This is a genomic window from Pelorhabdus sp. sgz311001 (assembly GCF_055901755.1).
The window spans coordinates 479,090-500,217 of the sequence record NZ_JBVXUT010000001.1 but is presented as its reverse complement, the minus strand read 5'-3'; the positions used below and the strand labels follow the sequence as shown (position 1 = coordinate 500,217).

Annotated in this window: 21 protein-coding genes; 10 read left to right on the top strand and 11 right to left on the bottom strand. The window is 39.8% G+C overall.

The annotated features are described in order from the left end of the window. Window positions 1–169: 169 nt before the first annotated feature. Together AC0MXB_RS02530 and AC0MXB_RS02525 are read right to left on the bottom strand one after the other, a co-directional pair. Window positions 170–928 carry a hypothetical protein gene (locus AC0MXB_RS02530; RefSeq protein ID WP_474038000.1) on the bottom strand — a complete coding sequence of 253 codons (759 nt, stop codon included), beginning with the start codon at window positions 926–928 and terminating at the stop codon, window positions 170–172. Window positions 929–998: 70 nt separating this feature from the next. Next, the gene (locus AC0MXB_RS02525) at window positions 999–1,880 is read right to left on the bottom strand and encodes a LysR family transcriptional regulator (RefSeq protein WP_474037998.1); all 882 of its coding nucleotides are present in this window, start codon (window positions 1,878–1,880) and stop codon (window positions 999–1,001) included. Window positions 1,881–1,988: 108 nt separating this feature from the next. On the opposite strand from AC0MXB_RS02525, the gene AC0MXB_RS02520 reads away from it, so the two are divergent. The 4 genes from AC0MXB_RS02520 to AC0MXB_RS02505 all read left to right on the top strand — a co-directional run bounded on the left by AC0MXB_RS02520 (window position 1,989) and on the right by AC0MXB_RS02505 (window position 5,332). Continuing rightward, on the top strand, window positions 1,989–2,876 hold the full coding sequence (locus AC0MXB_RS02520) for an EamA family transporter (protein ID WP_474037997.1): 888 nt from the start codon (window positions 1,989–1,991) through the stop codon (window positions 2,874–2,876). Window positions 2,877–2,907: 31 nt separating this feature from the next. Beyond that, entirely contained in the window at window positions 2,908–3,315 is a 408-nt protein-coding gene (fosX, locus tag AC0MXB_RS02515; protein WP_474037995.1) for a FosX/FosE/FosI family fosfomycin resistance hydrolase, read from the top strand. 30 nt (window positions 3,316–3,345) lie between these two features. Further along, a complete protein-coding gene (pta, locus tag AC0MXB_RS02510) occupies window positions 3,346–4,320 on the top strand; it encodes a phosphate acetyltransferase (protein WP_474037993.1) in 975 nt (324 codons plus the stop codon). A gap of 64 nt (window positions 4,321–4,384) precedes the next feature. Continuing rightward, window positions 4,385–5,332: an NAD(P)-dependent oxidoreductase gene (locus AC0MXB_RS02505; RefSeq protein WP_474037991.1), complete on the top strand. Its 948-nt coding sequence runs from the start codon at window positions 4,385–4,387 to the stop codon at window positions 5,330–5,332. A 110-nt stretch (window positions 5,333–5,442) separates the two neighbouring features. Here AC0MXB_RS02505 and AC0MXB_RS02500 read toward each other — a convergent pair whose 3' ends face one another. The 3 genes from AC0MXB_RS02500 to AC0MXB_RS02490 form a co-directional block, all read right to left on the bottom strand. Then, window positions 5,443–5,988 carry a CatA-like O-acetyltransferase, family 3 gene (locus AC0MXB_RS02500; RefSeq protein ID WP_474037990.1) on the bottom strand — a complete coding sequence of 182 codons (546 nt, stop codon included), beginning with the start codon at window positions 5,986–5,988 and terminating at the stop codon, window positions 5,443–5,445. A 125-nt stretch (window positions 5,989–6,113) separates the two neighbouring features. Next, window positions 6,114–6,440, bottom strand: a complete 327-nt coding sequence (locus AC0MXB_RS02495) for a branched-chain amino acid transporter permease (protein WP_474037988.1) — start codon at window positions 6,438–6,440, stop codon at window positions 6,114–6,116. Then, a complete protein-coding gene (locus AC0MXB_RS02490; RefSeq protein WP_474037987.1) occupies window positions 6,437–7,129 on the bottom strand; it encodes an AzlC family ABC transporter permease in 693 nt (230 codons plus the stop codon). The genes AC0MXB_RS02495 and AC0MXB_RS02490 overlap by 4 nt, the downstream gene beginning before the upstream one ends. A 163-nt stretch (window positions 7,130–7,292) precedes the next feature. Here AC0MXB_RS02490 and AC0MXB_RS02485 point away from each other — a divergent pair, with 163 nt between their 5' ends. Further along, entirely contained in the window at window positions 7,293–7,844 is a 552-nt protein-coding gene (locus AC0MXB_RS02485) for a helix-turn-helix domain-containing protein (protein ID WP_474037985.1), read from the top strand. Window positions 7,845–8,020: 176 nt separating this feature from the next. On the opposite strand, the gene AC0MXB_RS02480 is transcribed toward AC0MXB_RS02485, so the two are convergent. Continuing rightward, window positions 8,021–8,746 (bottom strand): SAM-dependent methyltransferase, encoded by a 726-nt coding sequence (locus tag AC0MXB_RS02480; RefSeq protein ID WP_474037983.1) that lies wholly within the window; start codon window positions 8,744–8,746, stop codon window positions 8,021–8,023. A 130-nt stretch (window positions 8,747–8,876) separates the two neighbouring features. Further along, window positions 8,877–9,152: a CD3324 family protein gene (locus tag AC0MXB_RS02475; RefSeq protein ID WP_474037982.1), complete on the bottom strand. Its 276-nt coding sequence runs from the start codon at window positions 9,150–9,152 to the stop codon at window positions 8,877–8,879. A 953-nt stretch (window positions 9,153–10,105) separates the two neighbouring features. On the opposite strand from AC0MXB_RS02475, the gene AC0MXB_RS02470 reads away from it, so the two are divergent. The 4 genes from AC0MXB_RS02470 to AC0MXB_RS02455 all read left to right on the top strand — a co-directional run bounded on the left by AC0MXB_RS02470 (window position 10,106) and on the right by AC0MXB_RS02455 (window position 15,743). Further along, window positions 10,106–10,564, top strand: a complete 459-nt coding sequence (locus AC0MXB_RS02470) for a MarR family winged helix-turn-helix transcriptional regulator (protein ID WP_474037981.1) — start codon at window positions 10,106–10,108, stop codon at window positions 10,562–10,564. Between the two features lie 578 nt (window positions 10,565–11,142). After that, window positions 11,143–12,261 carry an efflux RND transporter periplasmic adaptor subunit gene (locus AC0MXB_RS02465; RefSeq protein ID WP_474037980.1) on the top strand — a complete coding sequence of 373 codons (1,119 nt, stop codon included), beginning with the start codon at window positions 11,143–11,145 and terminating at the stop codon, window positions 12,259–12,261. Beyond that, window positions 12,258–15,377, top strand: coding sequence for an efflux RND transporter permease subunit (locus tag AC0MXB_RS02460; RefSeq protein WP_474037979.1), 3,120 nt, complete (start codon window positions 12,258–12,260; stop codon window positions 15,375–15,377). The genes AC0MXB_RS02465 and AC0MXB_RS02460 overlap by 4 nt, the downstream gene beginning before the upstream one ends. A gap of 36 nt (window positions 15,378–15,413) precedes the next feature. Continuing rightward, window positions 15,414–15,743, top strand: coding sequence for a universal stress protein (locus AC0MXB_RS02455; RefSeq protein WP_474037978.1), 330 nt, complete (start codon window positions 15,414–15,416; stop codon window positions 15,741–15,743). Window positions 15,744–15,959: 216 nt separating this feature from the next. On the opposite strand, the gene AC0MXB_RS02450 is transcribed toward AC0MXB_RS02455, so the two are convergent. The 3 genes from AC0MXB_RS02450 to AC0MXB_RS02440 form a co-directional block, all read right to left on the bottom strand. Continuing rightward, the gene (locus AC0MXB_RS02450) at window positions 15,960–16,751 is read right to left on the bottom strand and encodes a hypothetical protein (protein ID WP_474037977.1); all 792 of its coding nucleotides are present in this window, start codon (window positions 16,749–16,751) and stop codon (window positions 15,960–15,962) included. Between the two features lie 301 nt (window positions 16,752–17,052). Next, window positions 17,053–17,334: a hypothetical protein gene (locus AC0MXB_RS02445; RefSeq protein WP_474037975.1), complete on the bottom strand. Its 282-nt coding sequence runs from the start codon at window positions 17,332–17,334 to the stop codon at window positions 17,053–17,055. A gap of 485 nt (window positions 17,335–17,819) precedes the next feature. Further along, the gene (locus tag AC0MXB_RS02440; protein WP_474037974.1) at window positions 17,820–18,086 is read right to left on the bottom strand and encodes a hypothetical protein; all 267 of its coding nucleotides are present in this window, start codon (window positions 18,084–18,086) and stop codon (window positions 17,820–17,822) included. A 739-nt stretch (window positions 18,087–18,825) separates the two neighbouring features. Here AC0MXB_RS02440 and AC0MXB_RS02435 point away from each other — a divergent pair. Then, window positions 18,826–19,422 (top strand): hypothetical protein, encoded by a 597-nt coding sequence (locus tag AC0MXB_RS02435; RefSeq protein WP_474037972.1) that lies wholly within the window; start codon window positions 18,826–18,828, stop codon window positions 19,420–19,422. A gap of 552 nt (window positions 19,423–19,974) precedes the next feature. On the opposite strand, the gene AC0MXB_RS02430 is transcribed toward AC0MXB_RS02435, so the two are convergent. Then, complete coding sequence (locus AC0MXB_RS02430) at window positions 19,975–20,943, bottom strand: hypothetical protein (protein WP_474037971.1); 969 nt, start codon at window positions 20,941–20,943, stop codon at window positions 19,975–19,977. Window positions 20,944–21,128: the final 185 nt, after the last annotated feature.

Here is a 21,128-nt window from a genome sequence, read left to right as displayed (position 1 = left end):
TTATTTTATTTTGTATGCACCTCCCAGGTTCTTACAATATCCATTGCACTACTATGCAACATAAAACAACATCTCCTTTTAAAAGCAGATTCTCTTACAATTTGATCATATCACAAAAGCATTAACTCATAAAACAGCCTTATGAATTATCACTAACTTTAAAATCCTATTATAGCAAAGCAGCAAGATAAAACTGCCGATATTTTTCCTCCTCAAATACAACAGAAATCTGTTCCCGATAAAGCGCAATGGCCAAAATAGCATTGCAGTCTGCCTCAAAGCACGGAAATTGCTCTTGATCAAATACCGGCACTTCATTAACCGCATAGTCATGGAGCCAATAATCAGCCAAAGCCATACACGCTTGCTTAAGGTCAGTTGCATTTTTTTGCGTAATGGCTCGATACAGTTGCAGCCAATGACGATCATCATAGGCAGGATTTTCTGTCGGTAAGACCACGGGATATCCTGTCATTAAGCCATATAGGATTCGGGAAGCAACACCTTCATAATCAGATTTTTCCGGCCAATCTCGATAATGTTCTAAAGAAAAATCCCGTGTCAAGGCGAAAAACGTAACAGTTTCTTCCGAATCGATAGGATAATTTTCGCCTACTAGCTTCTGGGAAAGAAGGAGCGCGAGACAAGCAAACCATAGGCGACACCGCTCTGCGCTTGCTCCCGCCGCACACTCCAAGGAGCCAAGACGAAAAATAGCTTCCCGCAAATATTTTATTTTTAGAACAAAAGCATCGTTACGATGCCACGCGTCAGCTTCCAACTGATCAATACCGCTCAGACTGCTCAGCCACTCAGGGGCTAGGCGCTCATAATCGGCAAGGCCTCCTGGAATTCGTTCTTCGCCAAATACGGGCGGCGTTTGAATAAGCTGAAGTATTTTCTCTTTTATGTAGTTCGTGTTCTCCATATAATCCTCCCAATAAATTACTAGTCTCTAACCGTCACCTGCTAAATCCGTATTGGCCTAAGCAACGACCTTATACACCAAATATCGTTTGCAAATACTGATCAAGAATACAAAGTGTTTTGTTTAAATCCTGATAAGGAAACTTGTGGGTCGCCTTATAGCATATTCTAGGCGGAATGGGTTCTGATAGCCGCTGAAGAACAAACTGTCCACCCTGTACCATGTGTGCACCTACCGAAGCTGGAACGATAGTCCACTGCTGAACGTCCTTCATAAAAGTAGTGATAAGCCCTGCCGAATCTAAATGAATGCGGGAAGGACAATGGGGGTCCCACCACTGATCATGTTTAAATTGAAATTCTTTATTCCAAATTATGAATATTTCGTGCTGCGGCGCTAATTCCTTTATTTCAACAGTGTCTCCTTCCTGACGCCCCGGTGCGGCAAGACGCAACAACATCATTTCTTCCGAAAAAAACGGCTTCACGGTGACACAGGGCGATGCGATCTCGCGTACCACAAAGGCCACATCCATCTCGCGTCTCTCTATACTATCAAAGGCCTCCTGCGTATGCTGTGTTCGAATTTGCAGCCGTATTGCTGGATTGTGCTCATTTAACAGGCGATATAAAGGCGGTAAAACAAAGTGACTTATACTTTCAGCAACACTAATGGCCAAACTGAATTGAGAGTCATTAGCTTGCAAGATTTGCGTTTCCCGCCAAAGAGCATCCCATCTCTCAGCAATATAAAAAAAGCTTTCCCCTTTTGGCGTCAGACTGATTTTGGCTTCCCCTTTTCGTCGCTCCACTAAGAGACCGCCCATATCCTTCTCCAAGGTCTTCAACCGATAGCTTACTGTAGCTTGCGATAAATGCAAAAGTTCCGCCGCCTTGCTTAAATTTTCCGTCTTCACAATTGCTAAAAAAGCTTCAATCCCAGGAAAGTACATAAAGGCACCTCTCATATATAGAAAAAGTTAATATTTATTACAAAATACTTAACATTTACACCAGTATTCTATATATGTAAAATTAACATTAACAAAGCCGCTAGTCAAATGCTTCTTTGCATTGGAGGGGATACTATAACAGAATCAGCTCTTATTCTTATTCTGATTGCCGCCTTCGCCCATGCCACCTGGAATTATTTGGCCAAAAAAGCCTGCGGGGGTACCGCCTTTATTTGGCTGTTCGCCACGCTTTCGACTTTGCTTTACTTTCCATTCGCTCTTTGGATCATCGTCACACAAAACCCGGTAATCGGCTGGTATCAACTAGGTTTTATGCTAGTCAGCGCCATATTGCACTCTTTATATTATATCTTGTTGGATAAAGGATATCGAATTGGGGATCTTTCGCTCATCTATCCTCTCGCTCGTGGTACAGGTCCTATGATCTCGACATTTGCCGCTATTGTATTGTTAGGCGAACAACCTTCTGCCATAGCGCTTATGGGAACGCTATTCATTGGACTAGGAATTATTGTAATCACCGGAAATCCTTTGCACATAGCCGAACCTACAGCCCGCAAATCAGTGATATTTGCTGTTTTGTGCGGCACTATGATTGCTGGATATACGCTCTCAGACAAATTAGCTGTTACTACCTTACTAATCCCCCCGTTACTGCTGGATTGGGCAACTAACTTGGGACGAATATTTCTCTTAACTCCTTATGCAATCAAAAATTGGAACAAAGTAAAAGACCAATGGAAGAGTCACAAAGTGGAGGCTATTAGTGTGGCTGTTTTGTGTCCATTGGCCTATATTTTAGTTTTAACTGCAATGGTATTTAGTCCGGTAAGTTATATCGCACCAGCGAGAGAAATTAGCATTCTAATCGGCACTGTCCTGGGAGCCAAGCTGCTATCAGAAGAAAATATAAGAATTCGTATCATTGGAGCAATTGCGATGATCCTTGGTTTAGGCGCGCTGTCGCTAGGATAGCAATACCCTTCAGAAAGGAGGCGTTAATAGTATGATCGAAGGCATCAGTCACGTAACTTTTATCGTTAAAGATCTTGAACTTGCGACTACATTTTTCAAGCAAATATTTGAAGCAGAAGAAGTTTACGCTAGCGGTAATAATACCTTCTCGCTATCAAAAGAGAAATTTTTCCTCATTGGCGGACAATGGATTGCCATTATGGAAGGTGATTCTCTGCCAACTCGAACCTATAACCACATCGCCTTTAAAATAGCAGAAGCAGATTTCGAAGTATACGAATCACGCATAAAAAAACTGGGTGTAGATTTTAAGCCGCCGCGGCCGCGCGTAGAGGGCGAAGGCCAATCCTTATATTTTTATGACTTTGACAATCATTTGTTTGAAATCCATACAGGAACACTCCTGCAACGATTAGAAAGATATAAAATAGCGAAATAAAATCCTATATGTAAAAATGGAGGTGCCAAAATGTTTGAAAGCATGATTGAAAAATTAAGAAATAACCAGCGAAAACTCGTATTTACCGAAGGTTCTGATCCTAGAATTCTTGAGGCGGTCAGTCGTTTAAAAACAGAAAAAATTCTCGAACCGATCCTGTTAGGAAATCCCCAAGAGATAAGCACAGCATCGCAACAGTATGGTTTTCCTATAAATGAAATTGAAATCATTGAGCCTAAAACCTATCCGGCGCTGGATTCCATGGTTACGCAAATGGTTGAGCTTCGAAAAGGAAAAATGGATAAAGCCGCCTGCCAAGAGGCTTTGATGAAAACGAATTACTTTGGTACCATGCTTGTAAAAATGGGGTATGCTGACGGCCTATTAGGTGGTGCAACCTATTCTACTGCCGACACCGTTCGCCCGGCACTTCAACTTATAAAAACATCACCTGGAAATAAAATTGTTTCAAGCAGCTTTATTCTATATCGTAATATAGAGAATGTTGAGGAAAAATACGCCATGGCTGATTGTGCGATCAACTTAAATCCCAGCGAAGATGAGCTTGTTGAGATTGCTGTTGAAACGGCAAAAACAGCAAAGGTTTTTGACATTGATCCCAAAGTTGCTTTGTTATCATACAGCACCTTAGGTTCAGGCGCAGGAGAATCAGTTGATAAAATGCGAAATGTAGCTGCCAAATTAAGGAGTATGAATCTTGCTTTCCCCATTGACGGCGAATTACAATTTGATGCGGCCTTTTCTAAAGATGTCGCCAAAATAAAAGCGTCACACTCGCCTGTCGCTGGAGAAGCAAATACTTTCATATTCCCTGATATTAATGCCGGCAATATTGGTTATAAGATAGCGCAACGTCTCGGAAACTTTAAGGCCTATGGTCCAATCCTACAAGGACTTAATGCACCGATCAATGACCTTTCAAGAGGTTGTAACGCAGATGAAGTATATAATATGGCAATTATTACGGCTTCATTAAAAGGATAAAACGGTAAGCCACAAACAGATTTTCTGCCAAACATAGTATAAAACCTGAAAAGGGGGTTTAGCCGTGAAGATTCTCATTGTTGGCTATTTTACTGAGACTGCAAAAACAACGATTGCAAATCATTTTCCGACCGGCTGGGACATTATAATTGTCCCGCCGGGAAAAGAAATAACGCAGCATATAGAAGATTGCCAGGTACTCATTCCCGAACATATTAAAGTAGACAGCAACCTGCTTTCCATGGCAAAAAAATTAAAATTAGTACAAACAGGCGCAGGCTTTGATAATGTAGATATAGATGCTTGTACCCAATTCAGCGTTTGGGCGGCCAATGCTGCCGGAGTCAATGCCCAGGCTGTTGCTGAACATGTAATGGCACTGATTTTATCTTATTATAAAAACATACCGTTTCTTGATACTTTCATGAAAAACAAGATCGCTGAAAATCAACTGGCCTATAGGGGTAGTGAATTAGCAGGCAAAACGATTGGGATTATCGGCCTTGGCGCCATCGGCAAAAAAGTCGCTGAGTTTTGTAAAGTTTTTGATATGAATGTACAGGCCTATGCTAGAAATGCTACGGCACAGTCTGACGATTTTGTAAAAATGACGGATTTCGCGACTCTTATCAGCACCTCCGACATAGTAAGCGTACATATCCCCTTGAATCAACAAACCAAACAGTTGATCAACCAATCGACATTTAAGAAAATGAAAAGCTCCGCACTGTTTATCAATACCGCCCGCGGCGGGATCGTCAATGAACAAGACTTGATCAGCGCATTAAAAAATGGGGATATTTCAGGCGCCTGTCTAGATGTATTTGAATCCGAACCGTTGCCAATGGACAGTGAACTACGGAACCTAAGCAACGTGATACTGACTCCCCACACCGCAGGCATGCCTGACAGCCGTAAATTTCATAAAAAAAGATATGATTTCTTTGTGAATAATATTAAACGTGTAGAAAAGGGTGAGGAACCAGAAAGCAAACTTAATCAGTTAGTATAGCGTGCGTACAATAAAAATCCAACTTCAAATTTGACAAAGAGAAACGGCGAATTTCTAAATTAGCCGTTTCTCTTTGTTCCTACTCATTCAAGTCGCTCTTCTTCGCCGCCCTATTGCTGAATTAAATTCAGAATTTCGTCTTTCAGCAACAAAAACACCTTAGCCAAAAGATACCCATCGGCTGCTGCATGATTCAAGCGTACACTGACCGGCATCATTAAACGGCCGTCTACCTTACGGTAACGCCCCCAATTCACGATTGGCATAAAATAAAGATAGCCATCTGGCAGTTCCACATGCAGTGAGTCATAGGACAACCAAGAAATATACGAAGCATCAAACCAATTTGGATGATTTTCCATATCGAGCTCATACTTCCGAGTCTGCTTTGCTTTCGCAATATCGGCTACACATGCGGCATAAAAGGCATTATAATCCTCTTGGTACTCTGTATAGACTGGCGTACAGGTTTCCGTATCTTCGTAAAAAACATACTGAGTGGGGTTAATCTTGTCATACACAATAACTTGCTTTGTCTGCCAAAGATATCCCAGGCGATAATCTTCCCGAGAATTCAAGACTTTTGCTAATACATAAAGAAAATTAATATAAAACTTCGTACCACTGCGCCGAGAATAGGTTTCTAGTTCCGTCACATCCTCTCATGAATTAATTTGCTAGCTTTATTATACAATAGTTTTCAAAAAACTCTCCTTGTAACTTTTATTACTTATTAAGCCACTTAAAGCCACACTTAACATGAGCTTTGCCAAAAGCAATCTCAGCCAAAATAAGCTTGTACTAAAAACATATATAAAGCGGTTCCTGCTCCAATACTCAGCAGCATATTCTTTTTCCACTTGTGGAGAACAGCAAGAAAAATAATTGCTGCTATTTCAGGAATAATATCCCCCTTGCCGTTAAACGAATCTTTTAAGCAATAAACAACTAGTAACCCCATTACCGCATAGGGCAAAACGTTTCCCAAATATTTAATATAGGGCGGCGGAGTCTTTCCCGCGGGGAAAATGAGAAAGGGAAGAAACCTTGTTACCATCGTACCAAATATAACAATAAGAATTGTGATTATCCCTTGTGTTGTTGTCATAATTCCACTTCCTTTGCTTTAGTCTTTCTATCTAGGGAAAGACTAAAAACGATCAACGCCATAGCTGGCAAAATGAAGTTCTGGCTTCCAAAAATCAATAGGCACAATACGGAACAGAGTAATCCGGTAAGAGCTGAACGATGATTAGCTGCTTCTTCCCATTGATTCATAAACATAACTACAAAGAGTGCCGTCATGACAAATTCAATTCCAGTCGGATCAAAGTGAATGACATATCCTAAAAGGGCGCCCAAGGTTGCTCCCAAAACCCAATAAATTTGATTAAGAAATGTGACAAAAAACATGAACCAGCCTCTGTCAACATCAGGAGGCGGCGTCACAGTGCAGTTGATTGAGAAAGATTCATCACACATTCCATAGATTAGATAGGATTTCTTCCAACCACAATTCTTGTATTTTTCTAGCATAGAAATACCGTAAAAAAGATGTCTAGCATTTACCATAAGCGTCAAAAAAAATGCAGCAAACGGATTAAATGCGGATAACAACAAATTGATTGCGACAAATTCCATCGAACCAGCATAAATAAATAAGCTCATTAACATAGGATAAATAAATGAAAATCCTTTACTTTGCATAAGAAAACCATAGGACATTCCTAATAAAAGAAAGCCAACGCAAATCGGTATAGTGTATGGCAGCGCCGCCTTAAATGCTTTGATTTTCATCAATAAATCACTCCTCGTATTCCTTGATTTTCTTGTTAATATTTCATATAATAACCTCAGTAAGACTACATTAAAACTTACGATTATCCAGTATATCGAACAATTTTATTGTATATATCTTACAACTGTTCGATATATCTGTCAAGGAAGGCGAAAATTAATTATGGAATTAGGAAAAACGATAGCGATAAATTTAAAAACATTACGCGATGAACGTAACTTAACCTTGGGACAATTATCAAAAATAGCAGGTATTAGTAAAGCTATGTTATCCGATATTGAAAAAGGAAACAGTAACCCGACAATCAATACGATCTGGAAGATTGCCAATGGGCTAAATGTCCCCTATACGAAATTAATAGATAGTATGGAAAAAGAAACTACCGTGATCCGACGTTCTGAACCTACGGCACAAGTTGGTGAAACAGAACAATATCGCGTGTATTGCTATTTTACAAGTACTCCTGTTAGAAACTTCGAATTTTTCTACGTGGAATTAGATGCAAAGTCGTCTAACGCATCGATCGGGCACTCTAAAAAAGCCCAGGAATATATCTATATTATCCAAGGCGAACTTAAACTTCAAACTGAAATGGGCGAACATACACTCAATGCCGGAGACGCCATTATGTTTGATTCTTCTATCAGTCACACTTATATAAACGAGCAAGATACCCTTGTCAGTTTTCTGGTTATAAATTATTATCCGAATTAAAAAATCGCCTCCTCACTTAGTCGCATCAGCTGTTCATGCAAAAGTCGCTGCATTTCACCAACTAAAAATAAAGCAGAGATTCTCATCTCCGCTTTATTTTTAGTTTCATTATTTATTGCCATCGAATGGATATGCTGCACTTCTATCTGATAAGGGTCTGGTCGTGCCGACGCCCTTCAAAGGACTTTAGCAATCAACTGCACAAGATTAAAGTACCGTCCTCCCTCAGCCTGCATCATTTTGATGTCTTCAGCGACAATGGGATGATCGGCGCTCAGCCATTCTCTCCACGCCTCACTACAGCAAGCCATTTCGCGGCTGTCCACTATTTCAATGTCCTCAGCCTGCTGCCACAAAGCTTGCCACCACTCCAGCGAGTGTAAAGTTCTTTCCATATCGTTATTCCAAAACGGCAACATATCGGCGGGAACATTTTTCCCAAATTCGTATTTTAAACCGGGAATAGCCACAACGATATAGCCCCCCTTTTTCACAAAAGGAATAAGCGATGGAAGCATTTCCGCCGTATCCCCGAAATAATGATAGGCATCTACTGTAAACAACAGGTCAAAAAACTCGTTTGCGAAAGGCAAGCCTTTCGTAGCGTCTACTGAAATGGGAACTGCTTTATCCTCAATTCCGCTAGCTTTGAAACGCTCATAATTTTCTGTTGGTGAAATCCACAAGTCGGCAGCGAAAACATTTACACCGTATTTTTGTGTCAATAAGATCGTAGAAAGGCCGCACCCACACCCGAGATCAAGAATCCGCATATTGGCATCGATGTTTAAATAGGACGCAAGTTCTTCTGCTACGCGCATAGCATTAGGCCCCATCATCGCAGCTTTCAATAATTCCATATTGTTTTGATTCGAAATAAATTGATTTGTAAAGGCATACATGATTTTCCTCCTCCGTAAGTCCCCTATGGTGCTATAAATCCATTATAATAATTATATTATGGCAATACTCCCTACAAGATCATTCAGAAGTAAAAAAGCGACATGGCAAAATCACCATGTCGCTCTCGTTTTAGCATTGACTTTTCATATCAGCCAATATTTTATAAATTGTTTTAGGTGATAAGTAATTACAGCTTGCAATATCCTCAACGGAAACACCCTTTTGATACTGAGAAAATATTAATTCATTGCGTTTCTGAATATATTGCCGACTATTTTTTACTTCCCCCCACCGTTTTTTATTTTCTGCCTTTCGTGGTATATAAATATATTCACCATCAATATATTGTTGCATTGCTTCTAATAAGTCCGCGGGAAATACATTAAATGCATTCTTGTAGCCCATTATGCTCCTCCTAAAATTATAGTTTTAGGATGGAACAAAGGCTATCTCACAGCATGTTTGTTATGCGATAGCCTTTGCTCCGCATAACACCGACTCCAAATAATATAAAATGATAAGCCATTCTCCTTTCTTAAAAATTTTTATCTTTCACAAATTTCACCAATTAGGATAAATTTGTTGCTTTATTAGCAGTCTACCACAAAAAACAGGGAAAGAAAATTGCTTGCAGTTACAACATCATCCGCACTTCTGACGATACACGATCCGTAGCCAAGTCGATCAATTAGGTTTCATAGAGTAGCCGCTATTTCTTCTTCATGGTTCATTGGGCAAAATAGTTACATATTAAAGCAATAATCTAAATGTAAAATTGTTAACTAAAGGATTATAGTTATGCTTAAGTGGCTACGGGGAACTCTTGAAAATATACCGAAGGATGGCGATTTTTCTTGGAGAATAATTCTAAAGAAACTTTTCCCAAAACAGTATATTTAGATAGGACAGGACATCATGTCGACTCAAAAATAGCATATCAAAAGCTCACACGTTGTTACGATCATGACCATCATCTTTTAAAAACTCATCTAAACATTCGTTTTTCTCTAAATACCGACTGGTAATAAACTAGTTCTAAAACAAGAGTTTCCAGGTATACCACTTAACATTCTCCTTAACAACTTATAAATTATATCGTTCATAATAAACACGCCTTTCACGATTCATCACACTTTAATTTATGTACTACGGTAAGAATAAGAACGTGTCGATGACTACTGTATGTATGACTTATAATAACCATGGTTTTTTTCTGCAATCATGTTATTTGTCCTCCATTTTTGCATTGGTCTTTTTCATTCTTTATAAAATATAACTTGACACATAGTTAACCTAGTGTACAATATAACCATAGAACATCAATTCTGATATTTTACCAACGATATGAGGTTAAAACAATGACAGAACAAAGAAAAGAAATGCTGGAATCTATTTTTAGGCTGTCAAAGAAATTTTTTGAGACTATGAAACAGCCAAATAAATTTGGCACAGATCAACTCTTATACTCGTCAGAAATTCATACCCTCGAAATGATCGGCAAACATCCCGGTATAACTGTAACCGAACTAGCAGACCGACAAGGCATTTCCAAAAGCGCCCTACCAAAGCTTGTCCACAAACTGATCCAAAAAGATTTGATCTATCGTTATCAAGAAACCGGCAATAAAAAGAATATCCTCTTGGAATTGACCGACAAAGGCCGAGTTGCTGTTCAACACCACTTCGAGTTTCACGAAACCTTTGACAGCGGTATTATGGAAAAAATCAACTTATTAACGCCAGAAGAATATTTGTTTCTCAGCGATATCCTGGAAGAACTAGAGCAGTATATTGACCATATGAAGCAACAGGAATAAAAAAGCTTTATACAAAACTTTTGTTATCCCCTATGAAAATATCAAGATGTTTGGCCAGGAGTGTTGGTAAAATTAAAATTTCTACACCAACATTCTTATTATTTAAAGTTATTGTTCACCTAGTTAACTTTTTTTAAGACAAGAAAAATAACTGTTTCATATTAAATAAACCGGCGACTGAGTAATACCCTGTAATCAAGTTTATCTATTTGGAACTAAAAATGGAATACTTCAACAACAAGGATATCTTTTGCGAAAACCGGCAAACGAAATCCTTATCTTTTTGAAAAATAGTTCATCTGGTTAACTTTATTGCAAATTTCCAACTCCCTCAAACCTAGCTCGCAATCATTCATCCTTTGTCTTACTTCAGAACAATCAATAACGTCTATGGATCTCTTGCTATTAAGAGCTTGCGATTACTCTTATTCTAATTACTTCACTAAGGGAGGAATCTTTCTATGCCACAGCATGTACCTATGCGTCAGCAAATCATAACGATGTTGTTTTGCATCGCCCAGCGTGTCCCATAATTTTTCTTCTATAAAAACAGATTGCATATGATAAGGAGTGTTTTTATGTTCAACGTGCGACTGCATCTCAGTCGAAAAAAATACTATTATGTCCTGGCGGCTTTGACTGTAAGCTGCCTAATGGTCGGAATCATGGCAAAAGCACATTTTGCCAAAGCACCAATAAAATCGGAAAATCCCCCTGTAGTCCGAACCCAAGTCATTCAGGCAGCTAATAACGGACAAAGCTACACCTATCCAGGAGAAGTGCGTGGCCGCTATGAAAGTCAATTGGCTTTCCAAGTCACCGGTAAAATCATCAAACGCAATGTGCAATTAGGCAGCAGTGTTACTGCCGGTGATGTGCTGATGCAAATAGATGCCAAAGACATTCAGCAGACAGTAAGCAGCAATTCTGCCCAGGTATATTCCGCTCAATCACAGCTTAATCTTGCCGAAAGCAACTTAAACCGATACCGGCAATTACTGGATAGCGGCGCAATCAGCCATGCTCAATATGACCAGTACGTCAATGCCTATAATGCCGCGGCAGCAGCAATGCAACAGGCAACAGCACAATATACGCAAGGAACCAATCAGCTAGATTACACCTTATTGAAAGCAGATCAATCAGGAGTTGTCTCCGCTATTATCGCCGAAGCCGGCCAAATTGTCAGCCCCGGCCAGACGGTTGTTACCATCGTCCAAAATGGAGAACGAGAAATCGAAATCAACGTACCCGAAAACCGGTTGGAAGAATTAAAAACAGCAGGACGATTCCAAGTTACTTTCTGGGCTTTGCCTAACGTGACACTGAACGGCAAAGTGCGAGAAATTGCTCCCATGGCCGATCCGACGACGCGTACCTTCAAAGTGCGCATTAGCTTACTCAATCCGCCACCCTCTATCAAATTAGGAATGACAGCTACCGTTTCCTTAGCCGATGTTGATGCCACTACGGGATTTTCCATTCCAATATCTGCACTTTATCAGACCGGTGATACACCTGCTGTCTGGGTTGTAAACGACAATATTCTAACACTGCGTCCCATCCAAACCGGTTCTTTCGGTAATGGCATGATACAAGTACTGGCCGGACTTCAAATCGGTGACCGAATTGTCAGTGCCGGCGTTCATAAATTGGAAGAAGGGCAGAGGGTAAAAATAGCCGGTGATACCCTATGAGCCATTTTAACCTTACCGCCTGGTCATTAAAGCACAAACAATTCATTTATTTCTTTGTCGTCCTCTTCTTTGTGGCCGGTCTTTTCTCTTATAAAAACGTGGGACGCATGGAGGACCCGGATTTTGCCATTAAGCAAATGATTGTCAGCGTTTCCTGGTCAGGAGCCACTGCCAGCCAAATGGAAGAACAGGTTACGGATAAAATTGAAAAGAAACTACAAGATTTACCTGGACTTGACTATTTAAAGAGTTACTCTACACCGGGCCGGACCGTAATTTACGTTAACCTCAAAGATCAGGTCCCCGCTAAGGAACTTCGGGTCAGATGGTTTGAAGCTCGCAACATGGTAAATGATATCAAAAAAACCCTCCCTGAAGGAGTTTTCGAACCTACCTTTAATGACCGATTCGATGAAGTATATGGCGTAATCTATACATTGACCGGTGATGGATTTACTTACGAAGAAATGCGAGAGAAAGCGGAAAAAATCCGTCGTATTCTCTTAAGCGTTCCCAGCGTTAGCAAGGTCCAACTGCTAGGGGTGCAAACCGAAAAGATCTACATTGAAATAGAAAATAGCAAACTAGCCAACTTAGGTCTTGATCCGTCCATAATTACGTCCACTTTAAAAGAACAAAATACCCAAGCAGCTGCTGGTATGCTGGAAACGACATCAGACAACGCATACTTACGAATTACTGGGATGTTTGAAAATATGGAAGACATCGGTGCTACACCAATTCAAGCTGGTGGACGCACCTTCCGTCTGGGAGACATTGCTAAAATAACTCGTGCCTATGCCGAACCATCCGACCCGAAAATGTTCTTTAACGGTCAACCAGCAATCGGCATTGCGTTAGCCATGGAACCCGGCGGCAACATTCTGACCCTAGGTAAAAATCTTGATAGCACAATCTCTCAAATAAAGCAAGAACTGCCAACAGGGCTGGAAATCAGTCAAACTGTAAATCAGCCAAAAGTTGTGGAATCCTCCATCAACGAATTTATTGAATCCCTGGTCGAAGCAATTATCATCGTCTTAATCGTAAGCTTTGCCAGTTTGGGTATGCGCTCCGGTGTGGTCGTGGCCCTAACCATTCCGTTGGTCATTGCCATTACCTTTACTTTAATGTATCTGACAGGAATCGCCCTGCAGAGCATTTCACTGGGAGCCCTCATCATCGCGTTAGGCTTGTTGGTCGATGATGCCATCATCGCTACGGAAATGACGACAGTCAAGCTAGAGCAAGGCTGGAGCCGCTTCGATGCTGCTTGTTTTTCTTATACTTCTACCGCCTATCCTCGTTTAACTGGCGCATTAATAACCTGTGCAGGCTTTATTCCCATCGGTTTCTCCAAGGGGCTCGCCGCCGAATTTTGCGTCGATCTCTTTTGGGTTATATTCTTTGCTCTCCTCGCCTCCTGGCTAGTTGCCGGGGCAGTCACCCCGTTGCTGGGTTATCAATTTATCAAAATAAAACCGGCCCAGCAAAAAGCCGCTGAAAGCAATGTACACCATGACCTTTATGATACTCCGTTTTATCGACGATTTAAACGCTTGTTACTATGGTGCATGTGTCATCGTAAAATCATACTAACAGCTACTGTTGCTACATTTATCGGCTCTATCTTTCTCCTGGGGTTGGTCAAACAGGAATTCTTTCCTCCGTCGAGCCGTCCGGAGCTCATCATCCAGCTCAAATTACAGGAAGGAGCATCCCAAATCAACACCGAAGAAGTTGCTCGCCAATTTGCTAAAGAATTGGATGATGACCCGAATATTTCTTATTACACCTATCATGTAGGTGAAGGAGCCCCACGCTTTGTGCTCAGTTTTGAACCAACTTTCAATAAATCGAATTTCGCTGAATTCATTGTAGTGGCCAAGGATGTTGAAGCTCGTAATGCTCTGGCCCAGAAAGCCGAACAATTATTAAACACCGAATTTACAAATGTTCGAGGGCATATCAAGTTATTATTCACCGGGACAGGGCCTGATTATCCGGTGATGCTGCGAGTAAAAGGCCCAGACCATGAAAAAGTTCGTGATATCGCTGAACAAGTCCGCGCCGTCATGGCCGCTCATCCGTCTACACAAAATGTAAACCTCAACTGGAATGAGAAAAACAAAGTGATGCACTTGGAGATTGACCAGGCAAAAGCAAAAGCCCTCGGCCTCAGTTCCCATAAATTGGCCGCCTCGCTCCAAACCCAGTTATCTGGAGCACCGATTACCGAATTTCGTGAGAATGATAAAACAGTTAGCATGGTTCTCCGGTTTGCGGAAGCGGACCGTAATAACCCAGAACGGCTAAAAGACCTCAACATCCATATCGGGAATGGCAAATATGTTCCGCTCGATCAAATTGCCACCATTCGTTATGATGCTGAAGAAGGTTTAATTTACCGACGTGACCTGCTACCTATGATTATGGTCCAGGCGGAACTCAATCCCGCGTCTAAACTCACTGGTTCGGATGTAACCAAGCAAGTTTATGGCAGCCTTCAGGAACTCAGAAATAGTCTGCCAGTCGGTTATTCCATTGAATTTGACGGCGCAACAGAACGCAGCATAAAAAGCAGCAAATTCCTGGCGGAACCCATTCCGGCCATGATGCTGATCATTATGATTCTGCTCATGACGCAGTTGCAAAGTATTCCGAAAATGCTGCTAACCCTCTTTACAGCGCCGCTAGGTATTATCGGTGTATCCATCAGTCTCCTTGTTACCGGAAGCCCCATGGGTTTTGTAGTCCAATTGGGAGTTCTCGCCTTGTTCGGTATCATTATGCGCAATACCGTTATATTAATGGACCAGATTGAACAACATTTGGTGGCTGGCGACTCGCTATGGGACGCAATTGTGTCAGCGACGATCAGCCGCTTCCGCCCAATTATGTTAACAGCTGCAGCCGCTATCCTCGGCATGATTCCGCTAGTCCCCAGTACTTTATGGGGCTCCATGGCGATTGCCATTGCTGGCGGTTTGCTGGGAGCAACCATACTAACTTTATTGGTGTTGCCGGTTATGTATGCCACATGGTATAAGGCACAACCAGTTGACGGTGCACAAAACAATTCTTTAAATGATGCCGGAAAGTCACTGTCTCAGTAGCATGAATCAAATTGCGCACGTAATTGCTGGAAGTCGGTGAATGACTCTATTTATATAGATTACCCTATACATTTTATAAGGAGTTACTTATCATGGAAGTTCTGTAACGCATCTACAGATCCCGTAACCTTTGCTAAAGCAATTCTGGCTGAATCGATCAAACAAGTTCCTAAAGACATACTCGTTCAAGCACACAACGAAATTGGCGAACCGCGCCTTCTGATTACCGATTTTGCCGCTCAACATGACTATGATGTTATCGTCATTGGTAGTCGGGGCTTAGGAACGATTTCCGGCTTGCTTTTGGGAAGTGTCAGCACATACGTAGTCCAGCATTCCCCTTGTCCTGTTTTGATTATCAAATAATCTTTATTGATACTAGACCTGCAGAACTCGTCCCCCAATCATTTATGATCAGATGACAGTGGCAATACAGTATGATAACAAATACTGCATTGGAGCGGCCTTTCTAAATCGTTCAATTATACCCTGTCTTAACATTTTCTGTTCCTCCTCACTAAAAATGGATAAAAAAATAGACGTTTAATATTATCAAATATCAAACGTCTATCCACGATTCTTTTAATTGACTTCAACAAATTTGCAATCATATCCACCGTCAGTATTAATTATATTGCTATGAAAAAGCAGCCGCAGTTTATCTTCTACCATCGTTCCTTTATATTCTATAGTACCTTTAGGAAAATTCAGTGAAAATATGATTTCACCGTTTTGAACTGAATATTTTCCTGTGCCAGCTGGAGCTAATTCCAGAGATTTATATACCTCTGATACACGATCATTTAATGGGCTAAAGTAACTACTGACTGTCCCATTAGGGAAAAACCTATAATAATAGTAATAATGCCCTTGACCATGATATGAAGTAGCTTGGTATAGCCCCTTAAACTTTATTATTCCTTTATCAATAGGTATAGGCTGCAACCCAGAAGTATCATTCTTTTTCTGTGTCGCTTCTAGATTTTTTATAATTGCATCTAATATATCAGTATCTACAACCGCTTTAATTTTAACTCTCATCTCCATACTATTACCGATTTGAGTTCTTTTACTGTCTAGAACGGTCACCTTGACAGCTCCGGCAGATAAAGCAACTATATTATCATCTGTTACCTGAAAATTTTTAACACTGGTATAACTTGCAATATAGGTTCCCGCCTGCTCTACTGCATTTCTTTTGGCCTTTAATAAAGCCCTATCCTCTGCTAATGATGGTGTGTCATTATCCCCCATTTGATAAACACCTTCTGCTATAATCTCTGTTGATTGGGCAAAAGAAGTTGTGTTTATTGTCAAAAATGCTACTACTACAAATGCCGTTATCCATATCTGTCTACAACGAATATTTCTCATGCAAATACCGCCTTAATAAATTTATAGGTTTCATTTCATAACACGTATTACGATTTGAAATTATTAATTCATTATAAGTATATTTACCATATAAGAAAAAACACCTGCCAAAATCCTACAAAAATTTAGCAAAAGCTCTTTAGCCATTATAGATAATACGGTTCTATATTGCTCGCTAAAGTATCATTTCAATTTTGCTCTGACCGTCTTCAACCCCCAGGAACTTAGGGCTACCCCACAGGCTAAATTTATGCCACAGCCAAACAAAAAATATAATTGAACTATGAAATAAAAAAAGCTCCTACTCCAGCCAAAATGGCCCAGAATAGGAACTTAACACTGTATTATCGATGACCATACCCACCATGACCTCCGTATCCACCATGACCTCCGTATCCACCATGACCTCCGTATCCACCATGACCTCCGTATCCACCATGGCCTCCATATCCATAATGGCCTCCATATCCATAATGGCCTCCATATCCATAATGGCCTCCGTATCCATAATGGCCTCCGTATCCATAATGAATAGGATAATATCCGTACCCTCCATAAACATAATGCGTTGGATAATATCCATATCCGCCATAATACACTGGATATCTATATAATACTATATTGTCAAAATCCAAGATAGCTCACCTCCCCTTATTATAGCTTATGAAGTATACGCTACTAAGGAAACATAAAAAAACTCCTATCTAGCCATCTGGCCAAAATAGGAGTTTTAATCTTTTATCTAGCAAGAAAAACCTCTAACTTCCCCCATGCATATACAGCGAAACATTTTACCCTTCCCGCTTTACATCCAAAATCGTGAATTTCTTGCATATCTAACAGGTAATTAGAATTTATAAGTAATACCCATAGAAAAAATACAGCATATGATCCTGCCATTAACAGTTACGAGTACGGGATCATTCCCCAATCCAAGCTATTCTCAATCGATAAGTTCTAAATGTACATACATTTCATAAATTACAACATGAAATACCGAAAACTATCAGAAAGAAGGTTTTATATGCCTATACCAAATGATTTTTATAATATTATTGAAGTTTTTACTTATTCATCTCTTCCTAACTTGTCTAATCCTACCAATGCAGCTAATACTATTTCTCCAGATTCCCAAGTCATCCCCAATCCTTCACTTCCAATTCCGCCTATCACTCCAATTTTGCCATTCACTCCAATTGCACCCGTTACTTCAACAACTTCGTCTACAGCTATTACTCCAACTACTGTTCCGTTACCAATTCCTCCAGAACTTTTGTTACCTTGCCAAGCAGTTGTCCTGAATAATTTCAGTAATTTTAACCTACCAATTGACATACAACAAATATCACAACCATTTTTCGCTTCTTTTCCACCAACGCCTCAATCATCAACGGTATCAACAACATAGGGTATTACACGAATCTTCCTCGACTGGTTCGCCTCTGTTTTTAGGGGTGCAATGGGCCACCCTTTTTTGCCGCTTTGTCCCTTGACCAGCCGTGACACTTACGCCATCATTTTACAGCTTCAACAGAGACACCGTATTTTTCAGCAATGTCCTTATAAGGCATGCCGAGTATGTAATCTTTTTCAGCTAGATCGCTATTAGCCATTGACACAAGTCACCACCGCCACATAAAAATAGAACTCTTCGTGCTAACCACATGAGTTCGAAAAATTACATATACTAATAGTGTTATAGATTCTTCATGTTCCTCTGTAACGCTCTTTGAAGAACAAGGCTAAACCGCTGACTGCCTTGTTCTTTTTGTTGTAAAGAATGCATAAAGTTTCCACTTCAGCTACAAACTACCAATGGGATACTCTCCTGTTTAAATACCAGGACCATTGACGACTGCCGTGGCCTTGGTATTTTTTATTGTCCTAACAGGTCCCACTCCATAGCGAGGTTAGTTATTTGAAGTCTACATAGAATCTGAACATCGCTATTATTTCGCTAGCTAATATGTTATAACTTCAGATGGGTTATTGTATTTTCATCAGTCGAACTTTTTAGTATCACCCGCTGGAGCATCACGTATTATGTAATATAAAATGAATAAGGGGAATAGAGATGAACAGATCAATGTATGAATATATCCCTTGCGAAGATCAATATCAGTATTTCGATCAATCGCGTTACTGTCGTTTAGTAAATTGCTTTCGCTTACTTTGGGAACAGCATGTATACTGGACAAGAATGTTTATTATTGGAGTAGTCTTTGATCTACCTGATTTAGCTGCAACTCAAAAACGACTTCTCCGCAATCCCAATGATTATGCTAAAGTATTTGACCAGTTTTATGGCGAGAAAGTTTGTTGTGAAATTAACCGCCTAATAACAGATCACCTAACTATAGGGGCAGAACTTGTCAAAGCAGCCAAGTCTGGAAAAAGCAAACTTGCATCAAATGCAGAAAGGCGTTGGTACAAAAATGCGGATGATATCGCCTGCTTCTTAAATCACATTAATCCCTATTGGTCCGTTGAGTCTATGCGATCCATGTGGTATAAACATTTATCCTTAACAAAGGAAGAGACTGTCACTATGCTAAATGAAAAATATAGTAAAAGTATTTGTCTCTTTGACGAAATTGAAAGAGAAGCTTTAATGATGGCTGATATCTTTGCCAAAGGCATCTTTAAGCAATTTGACGACTGTGGTTGCTAAAAACGCCATATCAAATGTTTTTATCGATCGGAGAGGCAGGAGCGATTCCCGCCGCTTTTTCTATGCTCATCGACCTATCTCTAGAGAATGGCGCCAACGTTAAAGGCGTACATGCAAGACTAGGTCATACAAACATCGAAACGACTTTAGGCAAGTATACTCATGCACCCAAAAGATGGCCGAACAGTCTGTCGATATCTTCGAATTAGCTGCCAACTTTGGCGACAAAAAATAAAAATTGCCTACGCGAGTAATATTGCGTAGGCAATTTGTCGGCAAATAGCCTATATTAGTGCTGATGAGAAAACAAAGATCCTTATTCTTTGCGGGTGATGAGCGCGACACACTCCACATGATACGTCATGAATATAGTTTACTTACCAATCTAGAAATTCCTCACGGACTTAAGGACATTTCATCATCACGAATCAACTTTATACGAATACGTTTATCTAATATCATGTATTGATAATCATCATATAAATCGCTCACTGCAAACACTCCAATTCCTAAATTCCATAGTATTTAAACGATTATTTTCTAAAATTTTTATTATTTCAAACCAGAAAAAACTTCTTCAAATTTAAAATCTTGCCATTCATTTTTAATCATTTTTTGCAGTGTTCCAACTATAATTGCTGACGCGATATCATAACTTTGCGATATTGAGGTTGAATAATCATTAAGTCTATTATCAAAAATATCATTAAACAATGGATGATGAATTTTGCTGCTACCATGTACATAATCACTTCGTGCAGTATAAAGGTCACGAATCATCTTAGCTATTTTTCTTTGATTACATTCGGGTTCACCCAAAACTAGTAGTATTCTATTCTGTAACGTTTTCCCTATGTTTTCTTTAGGAGAATGATAAAGTGCCTCTAATGCGTGCATGAGCCAAATAGTAGTATTAGGACTTAGTTTATCGCCTTCTTTACAAAAGTGAAGCAAGGCAAATAAAACTCTTTCCATATTACTATCTGCCAGCTGTTTTATGCCTATGCCAAGCTCGGTATACCATCTATTAACCTTCTCCAGTGGAATTCTCGATATTTCTGGCCATTCTGCAAATTTTCCTGATATAAAACGAGCTCCGTCAAAAGGAACATTAAAAAAGTTCAGCTCACTAATCAATGTACCTTCGTGTTTTATTTTTGAATTATACAAATTAAAACATCCGGGACAAGATAAATTACTCAATAAAAAAATATTACATAAAGCCAGTTCTATATAGTGATCAAAATTTACTCTATTATCATTTTTATTTACAAGTTGAATTCTTGATTCAATAGTAACATCATGAATATCTCTTATTTTTTCATCTAAGTCACTTGTAACAGCATTCCAATCAATGTCTATTTTTACTGATAAACCAGCTTGTATTGAATAAATAAACGAAGAATAATATTTTTCAATTTCTCTCCAAGTGGTTAAATAATCTTCGATTTTCTCTATATAATCAAACCCCAAAATAGCGGGAATATGTATAGAATATATCTTTTCAGTTAGATCCTCCAACTCCTACAACTCCTTCCTAAACCACAGTAGTTCATATATGAGTCTATTTCATTATTCTCCATCATTACCTATATTCCTAGCAAAATAATACAAAACCACCTACAAAGTGATGACAAATCGAATTCATAGGTGTATGATCTTAGGTATTACGACCTAATTACTTGTACTATTTAGAAAAAGGAGCG